Below are 19,717 nucleotides of genomic sequence, written 5' to 3' on the forward strand. Positions count from 1 at the left end.
CGGATCCATCGCCAGGTCCTGCAGCAGCTGCGTCGCCTGCCGTCCCGGATGGTGGCGGGCCCGCGCGAGGTGACCTGCCCAACGTCAACGGGTGCATTCACCCGCGGGCACCGCGGTGTCGAGGTCGGGGGCGAGCGCGACGACCGGCAGCAGCTCGGTGGTCGTCATCGCATAGCCCAGGTCGGGATCCGATTCGGCGCGGGCGAAGATGACGCCGGCAGCGGCGCCGTCGGTGGTGAGGAGCGGTCCCCCGGAGTTGCCCGGCCGCACCTGCGCCGCGAGGGCGTAGATCTCCCGGTCGGCGCCCTCCTGCCCGCCGAGCCCCGACACCGGCACCGTCTCCACCTCCAGCACCTGGGCGCTACCGGAGGTGAACGGGCCACCGTGGGGGAAGCCCTGGATGATGGCGGGGCTGGCGACCGCGAGGGTCGGCGCGATGGGCAGCGGCACCGCCCCGGCGTCGTCGACGGCGACCACGGCGAGGTCGACCACGGGGTCGAAGTACACAACCTCGCCCTCGCGCGCGCGCTGACCGGGAAGCTCGACGATCGGGCGGTCGACGCCGGCGACAACATGGGCGTTGGTCACCAGCCGGTCCTCGGCGATCACGAATCCGGAGCCGGTGGAACTGATGCCACAGGCGTAGGCAGTGCCGCTGATACGCGCCACGGACCGAGCCGCTTGCGCGAGGGCGGGATCGTCGAGGTCGACCTCAGGGAGGCTCGGCCTCAGCACGGGAACCAGCAGATCGCCGACGGCGGGCAGCCCCTCGTCGAGCACCATGGCCCGTAGCTCGGCGAGCGTACGGCCCACTGGTGCGGGAGTGAGCCGGTCTATCGTGCGCAGCACGGACGACGAGGCGATCGCGGGCGCTACGACCGGCACGCCGGTCGCGACGATCGCCGAACCGGCAAATGACAGCACGATCGCGCCGACGACGACGGTGACACCGCCACCGAGGATCCGATCAAGGAGGCGCATCGGCGTGCGTTCGGCACCGCGTCTCAGGACGTTGCCGATACCGGTGCCGACCGAGGCGCCGAGCAGTGGCAGGAGGAGCGCCACGACGATGACGGTCGGGCCGCGCCACGCCGACGACGGCAGCATGTCGTTGACCAGCGGGACGAGCCAGAACGCCGCCACGGCGCCGGCCAGGAGCCCGGTCAGCCCGGCCACGGTCGCGACCAGACCGCGTCTCAGGCCACCCAGGAGGGCGGCGAGCAGGACCACGGCAAGGAGCAGATCGATGACCATCACCAACATTCTCCGGCACGATCGGGACCTCGTGGCGATGTCGTGCGCCACGCACCGAGCAGCCCGCTCTCACCCGGCAACCAGGCCATGACGGCAGACGTGCCGACGGCACGATGACGTGCGGACAATCCCGCTCTCGCGGACAATCCGGCTGTCGCAGACAATCCGGCTGTCGCAGACAATCCCGCTCTCGCGGCTAATCCAGCTGTCGCGGACAATCCCACTCTCGCGGACAATCCCGCTGTCGCGGACAATCCTGCTGTCGCGGACGAGGGAGGGGGCAGGGGGTCAGCGGTTGCGGTTGCGGCGGCGGTCCTGCGGGGTGCCGACCGGCTCCCAGCCGCGCTTGGGGCCGCGGGTCGCGTCGGCCGCCTCGCGGGAGCGGTAGACGATGAAGGGGCGCGTCGAGTAGCCGACCGGCGCGGAGAACGCGTGGATCAGCCGGGTGAACGGCCACACGAGGAACAGCAGGAACGCCGCGATGATGTGCAGCTTGAACTGGAACGGCACGTCGACCATGAGCTCGGGCATCGGCTGGAAGTAGAACAGGGACCGCAGCCACGGCGAGACCGTCTCGCGATAGTTGTAACCGTGGCCGCCGCCGCCGAGGATCTGGGTCTGGATCGTCGCCCACATGCCGAGCCCGATCGGCAGCGCGAGCAGGACGTACATGAACTTGTCCATCCGCGTCGTCGCGAGGAACACCGGGCCGGTCTTGCGGCGCCGGTAGATGAGGATGGCGAGCCCGACGATCGTCATCAGCCCCGCCACCGAGCCCATGTACGTGGCGATGAAGTGGTAGAAGTCCTGCCCGATCCCCACTGCCTCCGTCCAGCTCATCGGGATGAGCAGCCCCATGAAGTGCCCGAGGGCCACGAACAGGATGCCGAAGTGGAACAGCGGCGAGCCGAGCCGCAGCAGCGCGTGCTCGTACAGCTCGGAGGATCGGGTGGTCCAGCCGAACTGGTCGTAGCGGTAGCGCCAGAACAGCCCGACGACGAACACCGCCATCGCCACGTAGGGGAACACCACCCACGCGAACAGGTCGAGAGTTGTCATACCCGCGCCTCCGTCCTCGATGCGCCACCCGGCGCGTACGGTTCCAGCGGCCCCAGCGCACTGAGGCCGACCATCTCGGTCGGGGGTCCGGCCGTGATGAGCTCGAGGTACCGGTCCCGGACCTCCTGGGTGACCGGTGGCAGGGTGAGGCACACGGCCTCGACGACGCCCGCGTAGGGGCTGCCCATCGCGGCCAGCGCGGAGCGCAGCACCTCGATGCCCTGCCGGTGGGTGCCGAGCAGCCCGCCGGCGATCTCGGCGTCCCCGAGCGCGGAGAACTCGAGCACGATCGGCAGGAAGTCCGGCAGCTCGGCGCGGTCGACCTGCCAGCCGGCGGCCCGGTACGCCTCGACGAAGCGCACGAGCGCGGTCCCACGCTTGCGGGTGTCACCGGTGAGGAAGTACGACAGGTACATCGAGCACTTACGCTTCTGGTCGAAAGTCGCGACGTAATCCTTGGCCATCGCGTCATGACCACTGGCCTCGGCGTGCGCGCAGAAGGCCTGGATCCGCTCGGTCACCGGTGCCGGCAGGCCGACGACGGCGTCGCGCACGGTCTCGTAGTCCGTGAGCCGCGCCTCGGACGGATAGTCGAGCAGCACCGAGGCGGCCATGTGGGCGACGGCGCGCTGCGCGTCGGTCATCCGCACCGGCGTCAGCGGCTCGAGCCGCGGCGCCCGGATGAAGCCGCTCATCGCTCCCCCGTCCCGACCTGCGGCTCGTCGCCCCGGGAGTTCTCCCCGGTACGGTCGGTGCCGCCCGCCGCCGGCCCGGGGTCGCCCGCCGGGTACGGGTCGACCCGGTAGACCGCGGCGCCCTCGTCGATGTTGCCGCTGTGCAGCGGCTCGCCGCCCTCGGAGGGAGCGTCGTCGACGGCGACGGCGGTGGCCACCCCACCGCCGCGGTCGTCCTCGCGCTCGCCGGGCGCGGGCGGGAACAGCCCGGCCGAGCCGCGGCCGTCCCAGTTGAGCAGGTTGGTGCGGCCCGGGGTGCTCGGCGAGGTCGCCGAGGTCTGCCGGTCCTGCAGCATCTGGAAGTTCTCCACCGTCGCCGGCACGGATGCCCCCGAGCCGGTGCCGAACGGGCCGGCGCCGCCCATCCCGGGCCCGCCGTGGACGTCGAGCGAGCAGGCCATCTCCTCGAGCTCGCGGGCGATCTCGGTGTGGGTCGAGGGGATGACGTAGCGGTCCTCGTACTTGGCGATCGCCAGCAGCCGGTACATCGCCTCGATCTCCTCGCCGGTCATCCCGACGGCGGCCGCGATCTCCTCCTGCGGCTCCTCGCCGAGGTTGATGTCGCGCATGTAGGAGCGCATCGCGGCCAGCCGTCGCAGCACGAGCTCCACCGGGCCGGGGTCACCGGCCGAGAACAGCTCGGCGAGGTACTCCAGCGGGATCCGCATGGTCGAGAGCGCGGTGAGCAGCACCTTGGCGTCCTCGCCGTCGTTGCCCGAGGCGGTGACGACGTCGACGACGGGGCTCAGCGGCGGGATGTACCAGACCATCGGCAGCGTGCGGTACTCCGGGTGGAGCGGCAGGGCCACCTCGTACTCGGTGATGAGCTTCCAGATCGGGGAGTTCTGCGCCGCCTCGATCCAGTCCTGCGGCATGCCCTCGCGCCGCGCGTTGGCGACGACCTCGGGGTCGAAGGGGTCGAGGAAGACGCCACGCTGCGCGTCGAGGAGGTCGTGCTCGTTCTCGGTGGCCGCGGCCTCCCCCACCTTGTCGGCGTCGTAGAGCACGAGGCCGATGTAGCGCAGGCGCCCCACGCAGGTCTCGGCGCACACCGTGGGCAGCCCGGCCTCGATGCGCGGGTAGCACATCGTGCACTTCTCGGCCTTGCCGGTCTGGTGGTTGAAGTAGACCTTCTTGTACGGGCAGCCGGTGACGCACATCCGCCAGCCGCGGCACTGGTCCTGGTCGACGAGCACGATGCCGTCCTCGGCGCGCTTGTACATCGCGCCCGACGGGCAGGCGGCTACGCAGGACGGGTTGAGGCAGTGCTCGCAGATCCGCGGCAGGTAGAACATGAAGGCGGACTCGAACTCGGCCTTGACCGTCGTACTCATCTTCTGCAGGATCGGGTCCTGCGCCATCGTCTCGGTGGAGCCGCCGAGGTTGTCGTCCCAGTTGGCCGACCACTCGATGCTCATGTTCTCGCCGGTGAGCAGCGACTTGGGACGGGCCACGGGTGTGTGGCGCGAGCCGGCCGGCGCGGTGAGCAGCATGTCGTACTCGTAGGTCCACGGCTCGTAGTAGTCGTGGATCGTGGGCATCTTCGGGTTGGAGAAGATCGTCGCGAGCTTCTTCGCACGGCCGCCGGACTTGAGCTTGAGCTTGCCGCGGCGGGTGCGCTCCCAGCCGCCCTGCCACTTCTCCTGGTCCTCGTAGGTGCGCGGGTAGCCGAGACCGGGTCGGGTCTCGACGTTGTTGAACCACACGTACTCGGTGCCGGTGCGGTTGGTCCACGCCTGCTTGCAGGTGACCGAGCACGTGTGGCACCCGATGCACTTGTCGAGGTTCATCACCATCGACATCTGGGCCATGACCTTCATATCAGTACTCAACCTCCTGGCTGCGGCGGCGGATGACGGTGACCTCGTCGCGCTGGTTGCCCGTCGGGCCGATGTAGTTGAACGCGTAGCTCAGCTGGGCGTAGCCACCGATGAGGTGGGTGGGCTTCATGAGCACCCGGGTGAGCGAGTTGTGGATCCCGCCGCGCAGCCCCGAGGTCTCGGTGCGCGGCACGTCGATGGTGCGGTCGGTGGCGTGGTGCATGTACACGGTGCCCTCGGGCATCCGGTGGGAGACCACCGCGCGGGCGACGACCACGCCGTTGCGGTTGTAGGCCTCGATCCACTCGTTGTCGCGGACCCCGATCTTGTCGGCGTCCTGCGGGGACAGCCAGATGTTCGGTCCGCCCCGCGACAGCGACAGCATGAAGAGGTTGTCCTGGTACTCGGAGTGGATCGACCACTTCGAGTGCGGGGTCAGGTAGCGCACCGCGACCTCCGCGTGCCCGGCGGCGGCCGGGTCCCCGGTGGCGCTGGTGTCGCCGGGGATCGCATCCCCGAACAGCCGGTGCATGTCCAGCGGCGGCCGGAAGACCGGCAGCGCCTCGCCCATGTCCGTCATCCAGTCGTGGTCGAGGTAGAAGTGCTGGCGCCCGGTGAGGGTGTGCCACGGCTTGAGCCGCTCGACGTTCGTCGAGAACGCCGTGTAGCGGCGGCCACCGGTCTCCGAGCCGGACCACTCCGGCGAGGTGACCACGGGAGTCGGGCGGGACTGGACGTCGGCGAAGGTCACCCGCACCGACTCCGACTCCGCCGCGAGGTCGGCGATCTTCCTGCCGGTGCGCTCCTCCATGTGCTCGAAGCCGGTCGTCGCGAGCCGACCGTTGGTGGTGCCGGACAGCGCGAGGATCGCCTCGATCGCCTTGGTGTCCCGGTCGAGGCTCGGCCGGCCCTTGGCGATCCCGGACACCACGCGCCCGTTGCGGGCGGCGAGCTCGGCGACCTCCGGCGTCGGGTCGTAGGCGGTCCCCTTGGTGACCATCCCGATGCCGTCGGTCAGCGGCCCCAGCGCGTTGAACTTGGCGAGCGTGCGCGGGTAGTCGCGCTCGACGGTGATGAGCTTGGGCATCGTCACCCCCGGCACCATGGGCGTCTGCGCCATCGGGGTCACGGCGCCGTGCGGGGTGGCCATCGCGTCGGGAGTGTCGTGGTTGAGGGGGGCGGCGATGACGTCGCGGCGCACCCCGAGGTGCTCCACGGAAAGCTCGGAGACCTTCGCGGCGAGGTTCTGGAAGATGGTGAAGTCGGTGCGGGTCTGCCACGGCGGGGAGATCGCCGGGTTGAAGGAGTTGACGAACGGGTGCATGTCCGTCGTGGAGATGTCGTGCTTCTCGTACCAGGTCGCCGCCGGCAGCACGATGTCGGAGAACAGCGTGGTCGAGGTGTTGCGGAAGTCGATCGTGGTGAGCAGGTCGAGCTTGCCGCGCGCAGCCTCGTCGTGCCAGACCATGTCGCGGGGGCGCCGTTCGGCGGCGGCGTCCTCGGCACGCAGCGCGGACTCGGTGCCGAGCAGGTGCTCGAGGAAGTACTCGTTGCCCTTGGCCGAGGAGCCGAGGATGTTCGAGCGCCACACGGTGAGCACCCGGGGGAAGTTCTCCGGGGCATCGGGGTCCTCGACGGCGAACCGCAGGTTGCCCGCCGTCAGCTCGTCGACGATGTGGGCCGGGACCTCCTTGCCGGCGGCCTGCGCCTCGTCGGTGATGTCGAGCGGGTTGCGGTTGAAGGTCGGGTAGCTCGGCATCCAGCCGCGCTTGGAGGACTCCACGAGGGTGTCGGCGGTGGTCTGGCCCGCGAACCGGTCGCTCGCCAGCGGGGAGGCGAGGGACTCGGCGGGTAGCCCGTCGTAGCGCCACTGGTCGGTGGCGAGGTACCAGAACGCCGTCGAGATCATGTGGCGCGTGGGCCGCTGCCAGTCGAGGGCGAAGGCGTACTGCTGGAAGCCGGTGATCGGCCGGACCTTCTCCTGGCCCACGTAGTGCGCCCAGCCGCCGCCGTTGACGCCCTGGGTACCGGTCATCGTGGTCAGCGCGATCATCGCCCGGTAGATGGTCTCGGCGTGGAAGTAGTGGTTGACCCCGGCGCCCATGACGATCATCGACCGGCCGCCGGAGCGGCGGGAGTTGTCGGCGAACTCGCGGCCGATCCGGATCGCGGCCGCGGCCGGGACGCTGGTGATCTCCTCCTGCCACGCGGGTGTGCCGGGTTCGGTCGCGTCGTCGTAACCGGTCGGCCAGCTGCCGGGCAGGCCCGGGCGGGCGACGCCGTACTGGGCCAGCAGCAGGTCGTAGACGGTGGTGACGAGCCGGCCGGCCACCCGGCGGGCCGGGACGCCGCGCCGCAGCACGCCGCTGCCGCCGATGTGCTTGCCGATCTCCCCGCTCTCGGTGCCCGGTGCCACGTCGAACCGCGGCAGCAGCACCTCGACGGCGTCGGCGGAGTCGCCGGCGACGCTCAGCAGCGGGTCGCGGTCGCCGAGGTCGAGGTTCCACTTGCCCTTGCCGGCCTCGCCCCAGCGGTCGCCGAGGCTGCCGTTCGGGACGAAGGGGGCGCCGTCGTCGGCCATCATCACGGTCTTGAAGGCGGCGTTCTCGACGCCCGCGTGCTCGGTGAGGTCCGCGGCGGTGAGGAACTTGCCCGGGACGTAGGCGCCGTCGCGCTCGTCGAGGGAGACGAGGAAGGGCGAGTCGGTGAACTTCTTCATGTAGTCCACGAAGTACGGCTCGGGCGCCTCGACGTGGAACTCCGTGAGGATGACGTGCCCCATGGCCATCGCCAGCGCACCGTCGGTGCCGGGGTGGACGGCGAGCCACTCGTCGGCGAACTTGGTGCTGTCCGCGTAGTCCGGGGAGATGCCGACGACCTTCTGGCCCTTGTAGCGGGCCTCGACCATGAAGTGGGCGTCCGGGGTGCGGGTCACCGGGATGTTCGAGCCCCACATGATGAGGTAGCCGGCGTTGAACCAGTCGGCCGACTCCGGGACGTCGGTCTGGTCGCCGAAGACCTGCGGGGAGGCCATCGGCAGGTCGGCGTACCAGTCGTAGAAGGACAGCACGGTGCCGCCCATGAGGGAGAGGAACCGGGTGCCGGCGCCGTAGGAGACCTGGGACATCGCGGGGATGACGGTGAAGCCGGCCAGCCGGTCGGGGCCGTACTGCTTGGTCGTGTACACGTGGGCGGCGGCCATGATCTCCAGGACCTCCTCCCACTCCGCGCGCACGAGGCCGCCCTTGCCGCGGGACGCCTTGTACTCGCGGGACCGCACCGGGTCCTCGACGACATCCGCCCAGGCGAGCACCGGGTCGCCGAGCCGCTGCTTGGCCTCCCGGTAGAACCCGAGCAGCGTGCTGCGCACGTACGGGTAACGCACCCGGGTGGGTGAGTAGGTGTACCAGCTGAACGCGGCGCCACGGGGGCAGCCGCGGGGCTCGTACTCCGGGGAGTCCGGGCCGGTGGTGGGGTAGTCGGTCTGCTGCGACTCCCAGGTGATGATCCCGTCCTTGACGTAGACCTTCCACGAGCACGAGCCGGTGCAGTTGACGCCATGGGTGGAGCGGACCACCTTGTCGTGGCTCCACCGGTCGCGGTAGAAGGCGTCGCCGTCGCGCCCGCCGGTGAGGAAGATCTGGCGCAGGTCCGACGAGGACTCACCTCGCCGCAGGAAGGTGCCGAGCTTGAGGAGGGCGTCGGTCGCGGCAGAGCCGGTCCCCTCAGGGCGGGTGGTGGTCATCGGGCGATGTCCTTCCGGTGGGGTAGGTCGGGTGCGGTCACGGGGCTCACGGGGCTCACGGGGCGGTCCTCGCCGAGCGGCCCACCGGCCACCGGACGAAGGCAGCCACACCCACGGCGCTGAGCGCGAGCAGCACGAAGCCCAGGGTGTAGGCGCCGGTCGCGCCGTAGACGGCGCCCATCACCAACGGTGGGAAGAACCCGCCGAGGCCGCCGGCGGCACCGACGATGCCGGTGACGGAGCCGACCTTGTCCGGCGGCGCCACCTTGGCGACGAGCGCGAAGCACGCTCCCGACGCGCCGCCGAGCGTGATGCCCAGCAGCAGGAAGGCGATCGTCCCGGCGGGCAGCAGCTCCAGCCGCAGAGCAGCGAGCGCGGCCATCGCCGCGGCGATGCCGAAGCACCAGACGAGGACGGGGACGGGGTGGTACCGGTCGGACAGCCAGCCGCCGACCGGCCGGGCGATGACGGCGAGCACGATGAACCCGGCGGTACGGAAGGCGGCGTCGCTGGCGGTGAGCGCGTAGTCGTTGACGAGGTAGGTCGGCAGGTAGACGCTGAACGCGACGAACCCGCCGAAGCCGAGCGCATAGATGAGCGCGAGCTGGAGGGTCGAGCGGATCTTGAGCGTGCTCCAGGTGCGGGCGAGCATCGAGCCGGTGGGCGCTGTGCGTCCCGAGCGGTCCCGCAGCATGACCCGGGCGACGACGGCGTACGCGAGAAGGACGGCCGCGACGAGCACGAACGGCGCGGCCCTGCCGTAGGCGTCGCTGATCGCCACGGTGGTGAAGGCGGCGACCGCAGTGCCGGCGGTCCCCACCCCGAAGATCCCCAGTGCGGTACCGCGGCGCTGCGGCGGGTACCAGGCATTGACGAACGGGACTCCGACGGCGAACGCGGTGCCGCCGAGGCCGAGGAAGAAGCCACCGAGGACGAGCATCGCAAAGCTGTCCGCGACAAATCCGACAAACAGGGTAGGAATGATGGTCAAGATGCTCACCACGGGGAACATCACCCGAGCACCGAACCTGTCAGTGAGCGCGCCGACCGGAATGCGTCCGAGCGAACCGACGATCACCGGCACCGCGACGACGACCGAGACCTGGAAGTCGGTGAGCGAGAGGGACTCCCGGTAGTGCGCACCGAGCGGCCCGATGAGGGACCACGCCCAAAAGTTCACCAGGAAGCCGATGGTGGCCAGCGTCAGCATCAACGTCGGCGAGCCGCCGTCCTGCGGGGCTGACGCTCGGCCGCCAGCTGCTCGGTCGGCGGCGGGGCGGCCTGCCTCCCGACCTGCAGGTCGCTCGGTGCGAGCCACGTTCCCTCCCCAAGAACGGCGTACCGGGTTCGGGGAAGAACCCGATCATCGATTCCGAGTATGCACGTGTTCGCGTCACATTGGCACGCGTTAGGGTGATTCTTATTTCCGCGCGGACATGTAACTTTAACGTTCATGCACGGGTTAGCCCGAAGGCCATATTCACCTATTGCCACGGGTCGACGGCAGCCTTGCGCAGATCCTCCCAGGTATCGATGTCCGCCGCCTCACGACCCTTGGCAACCACGGTCACCAGGCGCATCGACCGCACGAGCTCACGCACCGGGCACCCGGTGAGACCACCGCCGGCGACGATCTCCGACAGCCGCTCGCGGAGCTGGTCGGTCCGGTAGAGACCGACCAGCCACTGGTCACGCCCGCTCACATCCTGGACAACCACCCCGTCCCAGCCCCCACCCCCAGCCGCCTCACCCACAGCAGACTTGTCCCCCACAGCAGACTTGCCCCCCACAGCAGACTTGTCGCCGAGAGCAGGATTGTCCACGCGGCCGCGGCTGCCAACCAGCGTGCTGATGGCTTCAGCGGCGTCGGGGTGGCTGACCGCCCTCGCGAGCAGCCGTGGCACCGCGCTCGCGGCGCCGGGGATGTCGCAGGCGAGCACCAGCGTCAGCGGTGCAGAGCCACGCGCCGCTGCTTGCGCCGCCCTGTCGAGGGCGGCCAGCCCGGCGGCGATCCCGGCGACCGGGCCGCCGTGCGGCGGGTCCTCGAGGGTGCGCAGCACGCCGTCGGGCACCGCGATCGTGTCCGGGGCGACGACGGCGACGCTCCGGGCCCCGGCCGTCGCCGTCAGCGCGTGGTCGAGCAGGCGGCGGCCGTGCAGCATGAGGGCCGGCTTGGACGCCCCGCCGAGGCGGCGTCCGGTGCCGCCGGCGAGGACGATCGCGTCGTGGCTCACCCCCACCGCAGGAGGTCCACCCGGTCCCCCGGCGCGACGGCGTCGACGTCGGCGGCCACCACCGCAAGCGCCTGCGCCCCCGCCAGCGAGCCGACGAGGTGCGAGCCGGACCCACCGGCAGCGGCCGGCCGGACCCTCGGCGGGCCGGCGTCGTCGTCCTCCACGACCACCGGGATGTACTGCCGCCGCCCGGGCGGGCAGCGCCACGCCGCGCCGGCAACCGCGACGTCGAGCGTGCGGCGTGGCGCGGCGCCGAGCAGCTGGCGCAGGGCCGGCGCGACGAACACGTGGAACGAGACGAGCACGCTCACCGGGTTGCCGGGTAGCGCGAAGAACGGCACGCGACCGCCGAGCACGCCGAAGCCCTGCGGCTTGCCGGGCTGCATCGCGACCGGCGTGAAGCCGATGCGGTCGCCGAACGCCGCCTTGACGACGTCGCGCGTCCCCACGCTCACGCCGCCCGCGGTGACGAGGAGGTCGAGGCGCGGCAGCGCACCGTCGACCAGCTGGGCGAGCCGCTCCGGGTCGTCACCGACAGGTCCGAGGACCAGCGGTCGGCCGCCGGCCTCTCGGACCAGCCCGGCGAGCAGGATCGAGTTCGAGTCGGGGATGCGCCCGGGGCCGGGATCGGTTCCCGGCGCGGCGAGCTCGTCGCCGGTCGCGATCACCCCGACGAGCGGCCGAGGGTGCACGAGCAGCTCGCCGTGGCCGACCGAGGCGGCGGCGGACAGCTGCGCCGCACCGAGCAGCGTGCCCGCGCGCAGGACGACGGCGCCGGGCGTGATGTCCTCGGCGGCCCGGCGCACGTGGGCGCCCGGGACGACCGCCCCACGGATCTCGACGGTGCCGGGCAGCTCGGTCTCGCCGGGCGGCTGGTCGGTGAGCTCGACCGGGACGACGGCGTCCGCCCCCGACGGCAGCGGGCTGCCGGTCATGATCCGGGCAGCGCTGGCCGCGGCGATCTCCGGCAGCTCGGTGCTGCCCGCCGGGATGTCGCCGACGACGGCCAGCCGCACCGGTGATGACCCGCCGGCGGCAGCGACGTCGGCAGCACGCACCGCGAACCCGTCCATGGCCGAGTTGTCGAACGGCGGCACGGCGAGCGTGGCGACGACGTCCTCGGCGAGCCGCAGCCCGTGGCAGCCGGCGAGCGGCTCGCGGCGCGGCGGCAGCGCGACGATCGCCGCCAGCGCCGCCGCCAGGTGTTCCTCGACCGTGATCACGTGCGGCTCCCGTCAGTAGGTGGGCAGGCTGGAGTCGACGTCGGCGACCCAGGCCCGGACGCCGCCGTCGACGTTGGTGACGTCGGGGTACCCGGCAGACCGCAGGATCGTCTGTGCCTGCGCGGACCGGCTCCCGGAGAGGCAGTGGACGACGACGGCGCGGTCCGGCGCCACTCCGGCGGCCACCGCGGCGCGCGGGTCGGCGACGAGCGCCTCGAGCGGCACGTTGACCGCGCCGGGGATGGTGACGATGGCGCGCTCGGTCGCCTCCCGGACGTCGAGGAGGACGAAGTCGTGCTCGCCGCGGTCCCGCGCGGCGAGCCGGTCGGCAAGGGTACGGGCGGAGATGCGGGCCGCCTCGGGCGGGGCGGCGTCGCCGGCGTCGGGCCCCGACGCTCTCGCCCGGGTGCGGCCGGGCGCGCTCGCCCGGTCCTCTCGGCCGGCGGCGAGCACGTACGCGGCCTCGGGGGTCACCGGGACGTCGTACGGGTCGTAGCCGAGCTCGGCGAGGTCGCGCGGCAGCGCCGGGTCACGGCGCGGCCGCAGCGGGATCTCGCTCCACCGGGCGGCGAGGACGTCGAGCACCGCGACCCGGCCGAGCAGCGGCTCCCCGACACCGGTGATGAGCTTGACCGCCTCGGCCGCCATCAGCGAGCCGACCTGCCCGCACATCGCACCGAGGACACCGGCCTGCCCGCACGACGGCGTCGCCCCCGGTGGCGGCGGAGCGGGGAACAGGTCGCGCAGCGTGACGGCCGGGTACTGGTCGGCGCCAGCACCGGCCGGGAGCCGCGGCGCGGACCAGAACACCGAGACCTGCGCGTCGAACCGCAGGATCGAGCCCCAGATGAGAGGGATGCCGAGGTCGGCGCAGACGTCGTTGACCAGGTAGCGGGTGGGGAAGTTGTCGGTGCCGTCGAGGACGAGCTGGTAGCCCCCGAGGATCCGGCGGGCGTTGCGGGCGTCGAGCCGGACCTCGTGGACGTCGACCGCGACGTCGTCGTTGATGGCACGGACGTGCTCGGCCGCCGAGACCGCCTTGGGGCGCCCGACGTCCGCCGCCCCGTGGATCACCTGCCGCTGCAGGTTGGTGGCCTCGACGACGTCGTCGTCGACGATGCCGATCCGCCCGACGCCGGCAGCGGCGAGGTAGCTGAGGATCGGTGAGCCGAGCCCACCCGCGCCCATGACGAGCACCGAGGCGCCGCGCAGCCGGCGCTGACCCAGCTCACCGAGCTGCTCGAGGAGCAGGTGGCGGGAGTAGCGCAGCACCTCTTCGCGCCGCAGCGGCGGCGCCGGCTCGCTCAGCGGTGGCAACGGCATGCCTCCACTCTAGGCAGGTACCCCTCGCACTGCCGGGCCTTGCGTCCCGCCCCGCGGGCGGCGATCGATGAGATCCTGTCGTCATGAGCTTCACCCATCTCGACCACCGTGGCCACGCCCGGATGGTGGACGTCACCGAGAAGCAGCCGACCGTCCGTTCGGCCACCGCGGCGGGTCGCGTCGACTGCTCGCCGTCGGTCGTCTCAGCACTGCGCGACGGCACGGCGCCCAAGGGTGACGTCCTCGCCGTCGCCCGGGTCGCGGGCATCGCCGCTGCCAAGCGCACCCCCGAGCTGCTGCCGCTCGCCCACGTCATCGGGGTCCACGGCGTCGTGGTCGACCTGGCGATCGACGACGGCGGGGTGTCGATCACCGCGACGGTGCGTACCGCGGACCGCACCGGGGTGGAGATGGAGGCGCTGACCGCGGTCGGTGTCGCCGCGCTCAACGTCGTCGACATGGTCAAGGGGCTGGACCGCACGGTGTCGATCACCGACATCCGGCTGCTCGCGAAGTCCGGCGGCCGCTCCGGCGACTGGCACCGGGACGCGGCCGGCGAGGGAACGGCGTAGGAGGAGCGAGAGATGAGCACGATCAGATACTTCGCGGCAGCCGCCGAGGCGGCCGGCCGGGCAGACGAGACCGTCTCGGCGACGACGGTGGCCGAGCTGCGCTCGCTGCTGGCCGAGCAGCACGGGGCCGAGCTCGCGCGGGTGCTGACCCGCTGCGCGATCCTCGTCAACGGCGAACGCAGCGACGACGGTGCCGCGCTCACCGAGGCGGACGTCGTCGACGTCCTGCCGCCCTTCGCCGGCGGCTGACCCGGCAACCCGCCCTCCCCTCGCGAGCCCTCCTCTCGCAAGCCCTCCTCTCGCAAGCCCTCCTCTCGCGACAGCAAGATTCTCCACACCCGCGGACAAGTCTGCTGTCGCAGACAATCCCGCTCTCGCGGACAATCCCGCTCTCGCGGACAAACCCGCCGTCGCGGACAATCCCGCTCTCGCGGACAATCCCGCCCTCGGGGACAAGTCTGCTGTCGCGGCGGGGCGGGGCGCGGTGTCAGCCGCCGATGGCGCTCATCGGGCGGTCGGGCTGGAGGAAGCCGGGGTCGTCGATGCCGTGGCCCGGCAGCTTGCCGGCGATGCACACGTGGAGCACGCGGGCGAGGTCGTCGTCGCTGCCGCCCTCGCGCAGCGGGGTGAGCAGGTCGGACTCGTTGCGGGCGAACAGGCAGTTGCGCAGCTGGCCGTCGGCGGTGATCCGCACCCGGTCGCAGGTGCCGCAGAACGGTTTGGTGACCGAGCGGATCACCCCGACGGTCGTGGGACCGTCGTCGACGCGGAACCGCTCGGCGGGCGCGGAGTCCCGGCCCGGCATCGGGGTGAGGACGAAGCGCTCGGCGAGCTTGTCGAGGATCTCCTCGCCGCGGACCATCGTCACCCGGGACCAGATGTGCCCAGCGTCCAGCGGCATCTGCTCGATGAACCGCACCTCCAGGCCGCGCTCGGCGGCGAACTCGACGAGGTCGACCACCTCGTCCTCGTTCACGTCGCGCATCGCCACGGTGTTGATCTTGATCGGCGACAGCCCAGCGGCCTGCGCTGCGGCGATCCCCTCGAGGACGTCGTCGAGCCGGTTGCGCCGGGTGAGCTCGTGGAAGCGGTCGGCGCGCAGCGTGTCGAGGCTGATGTTGACCCGCTGGAGCCCGACGGCAGCGAGGTCCGGGGCGAGCTTGGGCAGCAGGAGCCCGTTGGTGGTCATCGACAGCTCGAGCGGCCCGTCCGGGCCGTCGATGAGCGCGAGGCGGCGCACCACCTCGAGGACGTCACGGCGCAGCAGCGGCTCCCCGCCGGTGAGACGCACCGTGCGGATGCCGAGCGCGGCCGCCACCCGGGCGACCCGCTCGAGCTCGTCGGTGGTGAGGATCGAGTCGCGGCTGAGCCACGGCACCCCCTCGGCGGGCATGCAGTAGGTGCACCGCAGCGAGCACTTGTCGGTCAGCGAGATCCGCAGGTCGGTGTGGACCCGCCCGTAGCGGTCGACGAGCGGACGGCGAAGCTCCTCGGAGACCGTCATGCCGATCCCACCCAGGTATGGCTGCCGTCGGCGACGACCTGCTTCTTCCACACCGGCAGGTTGGCCTTGACGTTCTCCACGAGCTCGCGGCAGACCGTGAAGGCGAGGTCGCGGTGGGCGCTGGCCGCGCAGACGACGATCGCGAGGTCACCGACCCGCAGCTCGCCGACGCGGTGGCTGACCGCGACCCGGAGGTCCTCGTGCTCCCCGGCGACCTCGGCCGCCAGCCTGGCGAGCACGTCGGCGGCGTCGGGGTGGGCGCTGTACTCCAGCAGCACGACCTCGCCGGTGGCGTCGGGGCTGTGGTCGCGCACCTGGCCGACGAAGGTCGCCACCGCGCCGGTCGCGGGCGTGCTCACCGCGGCGAGGTGGGCGGCGACGTCGAGCGGCGCCGCCGCGAGCTCGGTCAGCATCACCTCACCCATGGTCGCCCCCGGTGAGCTGGTCGAGCAGGTGGTCGAGCAGCGGGCCCACGACGGTGATGGTGTCCGCGACGCCACCGGGGCTCCCCGGCGCATTGACGACGACGGCGGGTCCGGCCGTCCCCACGAGCGCGCGGCTGACGAGCGAGGTCGAGGTCGTCGCGGCGCCGAGCCGCCGCACGGCGTCCGCGACGCCGGGCAGCTCTCGGTCGACGACGGCGCGGGTCGCCTCCGGGGTGTGGTCCTGCGGCCCGACGCCGGTGCCGCCGGTGGTGAGCACGACCCGGGCGCCGTCGGTGAGCGCGGCGCGCAGTGCCTGCTCGACCGGGACCACGCCGTCGGTCACCAGCCGGACCGGGCCTACCGCGAGCCCCAGGTCGGCGAGGAGCCTCGCCGCGGCTGGGCCGGACGTGTCCGACGCCTCGCCGCGAGCGCATCTGGTGGAGACCGTGATCACGGTCGCCGGGAGCCCGTCGAGCATGTCGTCAGGGTACGCGACCCCGCCCGCGGTGGCTGCGGGACCTCCGGCCCGAGGCGGCGAGCCGCCCACGACCCGCGGTACCGCCGGACGCATCGCCACGGTCCGCGCCCGGCACGCGCCGCGGCTACGATGGCGGACGCCATGATCGACAGGAGGCCGCGGTGAGCGTCACCGACGCACCCCAGTGGTTGCTCTCCGCTTTCGTCCGGAGCGTCGCCGCGGTCGGTGCCACCGCGCCCCGCGAGGAGATCCAGCGCGTCGGGCGCCGGCTGCTCGAGCGCTGGCAGGAGCCGGGGCGCAGCTTCCACAACGTGCGCCACCTCATGGACGTCCTCGCCCGGGTCGAGGAGCTCGCCGAGGAGACCCACCGGCCCGAGGCGGTGCGGCTCGCCGCCTGGTACCACGGTGCGGTCTTCAACGCGTCCGCGCTGGTCGCCTACGCCCGGCGTGGTGGCGAGGACGAGGCCGCCAGCGCGGCGCTGGCCCGGCAGGAGCTCGCCACCCTCGGCGTGCCCACGGCCACCACGGACCGGGTCCACGACCTCATCGTCAACCTCAAGCGGCACGACGCCGACGAGCAGGACGTCGACGCCCTGGCGCTGTGCGACGCCGACCTCGGCACCCTGGCGGTCGAGCCGCAACGGTACGCGGGCTACCGCAAGGCGGTCCGGGCGGAGTACGCCCACATCCCCGAGCGCGACTACGTCGAGTCACGGATCGCGATCATCACCAAGCTGCTCGCCCGACGGCGGCTGTTCGTCAGCCCGTTCTCCCTCGCCTGGGAGGAGCCCGCCCGGGAGAACCTCACCGCCGAGCTCAGCCACCTGCGCGCACGCCTCGCTGCGCTCGGCGCCGCCGACCGGCCCGACCCGGCGGGAGAGGCTGCGGCGACACCGACGGCGCCGGCGGCGGGCGAGCCGGCACCTCACCCGGCGACGGCGCCGGCGGCCCGGCCGGCCGAGGCCGCGCCCTCGCCGGCGGGGGCCGAGCCTGGACCGGCGGCCGACGCTGCAGAGGATGGCGCGGCCCGGCCCGCCGACCAGGGGGTGGAGGCGGGCTCCGGGACGGGTGAGGAGGACACCGCCGACGCCGCCACCACCGACGCCGACATCGACATCGACATCGACATCGACACCACGGAGCCGGCCGACGCCCCCGAGACGCCCGACGTCCACGAGAGGTCGCGCTACGGGATCGAGCGGGAGCCGGACCTGGATCCGCGCCGCCGCGGTGAGCACCGCTCCCGGCGGCTGGGCCGGCGCGAGCGTCCTGCTCCCCCGCCCGCGTCCGGGGACGACGACTCCACAGGCTCGCTGTTCCGCCCGCCGCCGAACCTGCCACGCACCTAGCGTCGACGCCAGCACCGCACGAGCGGGGCGGCGACGACGGGAGACGATGATGAGCAGGTTCGAGGTCGACAGTGCGCAGGTCGAGGCGGCCGCTGCCCGCGCACGCACCAGCGCGGCGGCGATCCACGGCGAGGTGGCCGGCATGATGACGCAGCTGCTCGACCTGCAGTCGACGTGGAGCGGCGCCGCGGCGGCGAGCTTCACTGCGGTGGTGCAGGAGTGGCGGGCCACGCAGCAGGTCGTCGAGCAGTCGCTCAGCCAGATCACCGAGGCGCTCGACCTCGCCGCGCGGACCTACGCCGACGCCGAGGCCGACGCGCACGGGCTGTTCGCGCGCTGATCCCTCAGGAGGTCAGCTCAGCCAGCTCGGCGGCGACGTTCCGGCGGGCGGCGGCCTCCCAGCGGTGCCGTCCGGTGGTGGTGCGGTAGATGCTGGCGCTGGTGAGGATCCGCCCGAGGATCGCCGCACGACCGGCACGGAAGGCGGCGTCTGGCACCGCGGCGTACTCCTCGCGGACCTGCTCGGCGTAGCGCCGGTACAGCGCCGGGGAACCGCCGAGGACGGCCAGGTCGGCGTCGCACAGCGCCTGGCCGGCGGGGTCGCCGGGCGACGGGTCGTGATCGATGGTCAGCCGCACGAGGCGGGCGACCTCCTCGACCTCCGGCCCTGGCAGTGCACCGTCGAGCAGCGAGACCGCCAGCGCGGCCGAGGCGAGCTCGTCGGCCGGCGATGCGCCGTCGTGCACGGCGTCATGGAACCACGCGGCCACGGTGACGGTGTGGGCGACCTTCTCCCCGCCGTCGGCCAGGACCGTGAGGCTCTGAAGGACCGCCCGCAGGTGATCCACGCCGTGGTAGGCACGGCCGGGCGCTGCCCAACGGTTGAGCAGCTGGTGTCCGGTGTCCTCGGCGTCCGGGACGAGGTCGCGCCACTGTGCGAGCAGGCGGCGCCGGGCCGGGCGGTCCGCGCCGATCACCCGCAGCCCGCTGGCCCGCAGCCGCCGGACGAGCTCGGCGCGGTCGACCGGCTGGGCGCCGGCGGCCACGAGCTCGGGCCACCGCTCGGCGGGGACGTCGTAGTGGTCGAGGTCGAAGCTGCGCGGCGGCAGCCCGGTCGCGCCGGCGAAGTCGTGCAGCTCGGTGAGCGAGCTGTCGGAGACGAGGTGCGCCCACACGGTGCCGTGCGCCGGCCAGCGCGGGTCGTCGATGAGGATCGCCATCGGCTACCGGTCCTCGGCGCCGGCGGACGCCACGCCGTGGACGCCGTCGACGTCGCTGAGCGCGGTGACGAGGTCGTGGAGCGCGGGCTTGCCGGTGAACCGGGCGCGGACCTCGACCATCCCGTCGGCGGATTTCTCGGAGCTGAGCACCGCGGTGTCGAAGCCCATGTCGGTGGCGGTCGCGAGGACGGTGCGCAGCACGCCCTCGCCGGCGCGGTACCGCAGCCGCAGCACCCGTTGCCAGCGCGCGAGCGGCAGCCGCCGGCTGGCGGCGCCGAGCAGCGGGACGAAGAACAGGTACGCGAGGGTCACCGCGATGGCGAGGAGCGGCAGCTCGGCACCGCAGGCCATCCCCACCGCGGCGACGAGCCACACGGTGGCCGCCGTGGTGAGCCCGTGCACCACGTTCGTCCGGGTGAAGATCACCCCGGCGCCGAGGAATCCGACGCCAGTGACGATCTGCGCCGCGATCCGGCCGGGATCGGCGGGCCGGTCACCGATGAGGTCGGCGAACCCGTAGGCCGACACCACCGTGAACAGCGCGGCGCCGAGGCCGACGAGCAGGTGGGTGCGCAGCCCGGCGTCCTTGTTCTGGTACTCCCGCTCGGCACCGATGGCCGCCGACAGCACGAAAGCCAGCCCGAGCATCTGCAGCGAGCTGGTGACAGTCGGGGTCAGCTCCCACACGGTCGATCTCCTCCCACCCGCCCCTGCCGGGCGGGGCTGCGGTCGCTTGCCACGACCAGAACGCCAGTTTTACCCATCCGCGGTCCGCCT

Annotated in this window: 18 protein-coding genes; 4 read left to right on the forward strand and 14 right to left on the reverse strand. The window is 72.5% G+C overall.

What is annotated here, in order from left to right; genetic code table 11:
- Positions 1–84 precede the first annotated feature (84 nt).
- The 9 genes from V2J52_RS13520 to V2J52_RS13560 all read right to left on the reverse strand — a co-directional run bounded on the left by V2J52_RS13520 (position 85) and on the right by V2J52_RS13560 (position 13,392).
- Positions 85–1,254 carry a MarP family serine protease gene (locus V2J52_RS13520; protein ID WP_331228247.1) on the reverse strand — a complete coding sequence of 390 codons (1,170 nt, stop codon included), beginning with the start codon at positions 1,252–1,254 and terminating at the stop codon, positions 85–87.
- Positions 1,255–1,542: 288 nt separating this feature from the next.
- On the reverse strand, positions 1,543–2,313 hold the full coding sequence (narI, locus tag V2J52_RS13525; protein WP_331228248.1) for a respiratory nitrate reductase subunit gamma: 771 nt from the start codon (positions 2,311–2,313) through the stop codon (positions 1,543–1,545).
- Positions 2,310–3,008 carry a nitrate reductase molybdenum cofactor assembly chaperone gene (narJ, locus tag V2J52_RS13530; RefSeq protein ID WP_331228249.1) on the reverse strand — a complete coding sequence of 233 codons (699 nt, stop codon included), beginning with the start codon at positions 3,006–3,008 and terminating at the stop codon, positions 2,310–2,312. The genes narI and narJ overlap by 4 nt, the downstream gene beginning before the upstream one ends.
- Complete coding sequence (narH, locus tag V2J52_RS13535; protein WP_331228250.1) at positions 3,005–4,867, reverse strand: nitrate reductase subunit beta; 1,863 nt, start codon at positions 4,865–4,867, stop codon at positions 3,005–3,007. Before narH ends, narJ begins: the two co-directional genes overlap by 4 nt.
- Before the next feature lies 1 nt (position 4,868).
- Positions 4,869–8,612 carry a nitrate reductase subunit alpha gene (locus V2J52_RS13540; RefSeq protein WP_331228251.1) on the reverse strand — a complete coding sequence of 1,248 codons (3,744 nt, stop codon included), beginning with the start codon at positions 8,610–8,612 and terminating at the stop codon, positions 4,869–4,871.
- A gap of 55 nt (positions 8,613–8,667) precedes the next feature.
- Complete coding sequence (locus V2J52_RS13545) at positions 8,668–9,822, reverse strand: MFS transporter (protein ID WP_331228252.1); 1,155 nt, start codon at positions 9,820–9,822, stop codon at positions 8,668–8,670.
- 274 nt (positions 9,823–10,096) lie between these two features.
- On the reverse strand, positions 10,097–10,852 hold the full coding sequence (gene mobA, locus V2J52_RS13550) for a molybdenum cofactor guanylyltransferase (RefSeq protein WP_331228253.1): 756 nt from the start codon (positions 10,850–10,852) through the stop codon (positions 10,097–10,099).
- Positions 10,843–12,069, reverse strand: a complete 1,227-nt coding sequence (locus tag V2J52_RS13555) for a molybdopterin molybdotransferase MoeA (RefSeq protein WP_331228254.1) — start codon at positions 12,067–12,069, stop codon at positions 10,843–10,845. Before V2J52_RS13555 ends, mobA begins: the two co-directional genes overlap by 10 nt.
- Before the next feature lie 12 nt (positions 12,070–12,081).
- Entirely contained in the window at positions 12,082–13,392 is a 1,311-nt protein-coding gene (locus V2J52_RS13560) for a ThiF family adenylyltransferase (protein WP_331228255.1), read from the reverse strand.
- Positions 13,393–13,475: 83 nt separating this feature from the next.
- Between V2J52_RS13560 and moaC the strand changes: the two genes are divergently transcribed.
- Complete coding sequence (moaC, locus tag V2J52_RS13565; RefSeq protein ID WP_331228256.1) at positions 13,476–13,964, forward strand: cyclic pyranopterin monophosphate synthase MoaC; 489 nt, start codon at positions 13,476–13,478, stop codon at positions 13,962–13,964.
- A 12-nt stretch (positions 13,965–13,976) separates the two neighbouring features.
- Positions 13,977–14,213, forward strand: a complete 237-nt coding sequence (locus V2J52_RS13570; protein WP_331228257.1) for a MoaD/ThiS family protein — start codon at positions 13,977–13,979, stop codon at positions 14,211–14,213.
- 238 nt (positions 14,214–14,451) lie between these two features.
- Here V2J52_RS13570 and moaA read toward each other — a convergent pair whose 3' ends face one another.
- From moaA to V2J52_RS13585, 3 genes are read right to left on the reverse strand one after another with little or no spacing between them, the layout of a single operon-like run.
- Positions 14,452–15,468, reverse strand: coding sequence for a GTP 3',8-cyclase MoaA (gene moaA / locus V2J52_RS13575; RefSeq protein ID WP_331228258.1), 1,017 nt, complete (start codon positions 15,466–15,468; stop codon positions 14,452–14,454).
- A complete protein-coding gene (locus V2J52_RS13580; RefSeq protein WP_331228367.1) occupies positions 15,465–15,881 on the reverse strand; it encodes a molybdenum cofactor biosynthesis protein MoaE in 417 nt (138 codons plus the stop codon). The genes moaA and V2J52_RS13580 overlap by 4 nt, the downstream gene beginning before the upstream one ends.
- A 4-nt stretch (positions 15,882–15,885) precedes the next feature.
- Positions 15,886–16,371 carry a MogA/MoaB family molybdenum cofactor biosynthesis protein gene (locus V2J52_RS13585; protein WP_331228259.1) on the reverse strand — a complete coding sequence of 162 codons (486 nt, stop codon included), beginning with the start codon at positions 16,369–16,371 and terminating at the stop codon, positions 15,886–15,888.
- Between the two features lie 161 nt (positions 16,372–16,532).
- On the opposite strand from V2J52_RS13585, the gene V2J52_RS13590 reads away from it, so the two are divergent.
- Together V2J52_RS13590 and V2J52_RS13595 are read left to right on the forward strand one after the other, a co-directional pair.
- Positions 16,533–17,720: an HD domain-containing protein gene (locus V2J52_RS13590; protein WP_331228260.1), complete on the forward strand. Its 1,188-nt coding sequence runs from the start codon at positions 16,533–16,535 to the stop codon at positions 17,718–17,720.
- Positions 17,721–17,769: 49 nt separating this feature from the next.
- Positions 17,770–18,060: a WXG100 family type VII secretion target gene (locus V2J52_RS13595; RefSeq protein WP_331228261.1), complete on the forward strand. Its 291-nt coding sequence runs from the start codon at positions 17,770–17,772 to the stop codon at positions 18,058–18,060.
- A gap of 4 nt (positions 18,061–18,064) precedes the next feature.
- On the opposite strand, the gene V2J52_RS13600 is transcribed toward V2J52_RS13595, so the two are convergent.
- Together V2J52_RS13600 and V2J52_RS13605 are read right to left on the reverse strand one after the other, a co-directional pair.
- Positions 18,065–18,940: a DUF4031 domain-containing protein gene (locus V2J52_RS13600; protein ID WP_331228262.1), complete on the reverse strand. Its 876-nt coding sequence runs from the start codon at positions 18,938–18,940 to the stop codon at positions 18,065–18,067.
- A gap of 3 nt (positions 18,941–18,943) precedes the next feature.
- Complete coding sequence (locus tag V2J52_RS13605; RefSeq protein WP_331228263.1) at positions 18,944–19,627, reverse strand: MgtC/SapB family protein; 684 nt, start codon at positions 19,625–19,627, stop codon at positions 18,944–18,946.
- Between the last annotated feature and the right edge of the window lie 90 nt (positions 19,628–19,717).

The sequence above is a fragment of the Georgenia sunbinii genome, from assembly GCF_036421875.1.
GTDB classification, from domain to species: domain Bacteria; phylum Actinomycetota; class Actinomycetes; order Actinomycetales; family Actinomycetaceae; genus Georgenia_B; species Georgenia_B sunbinii.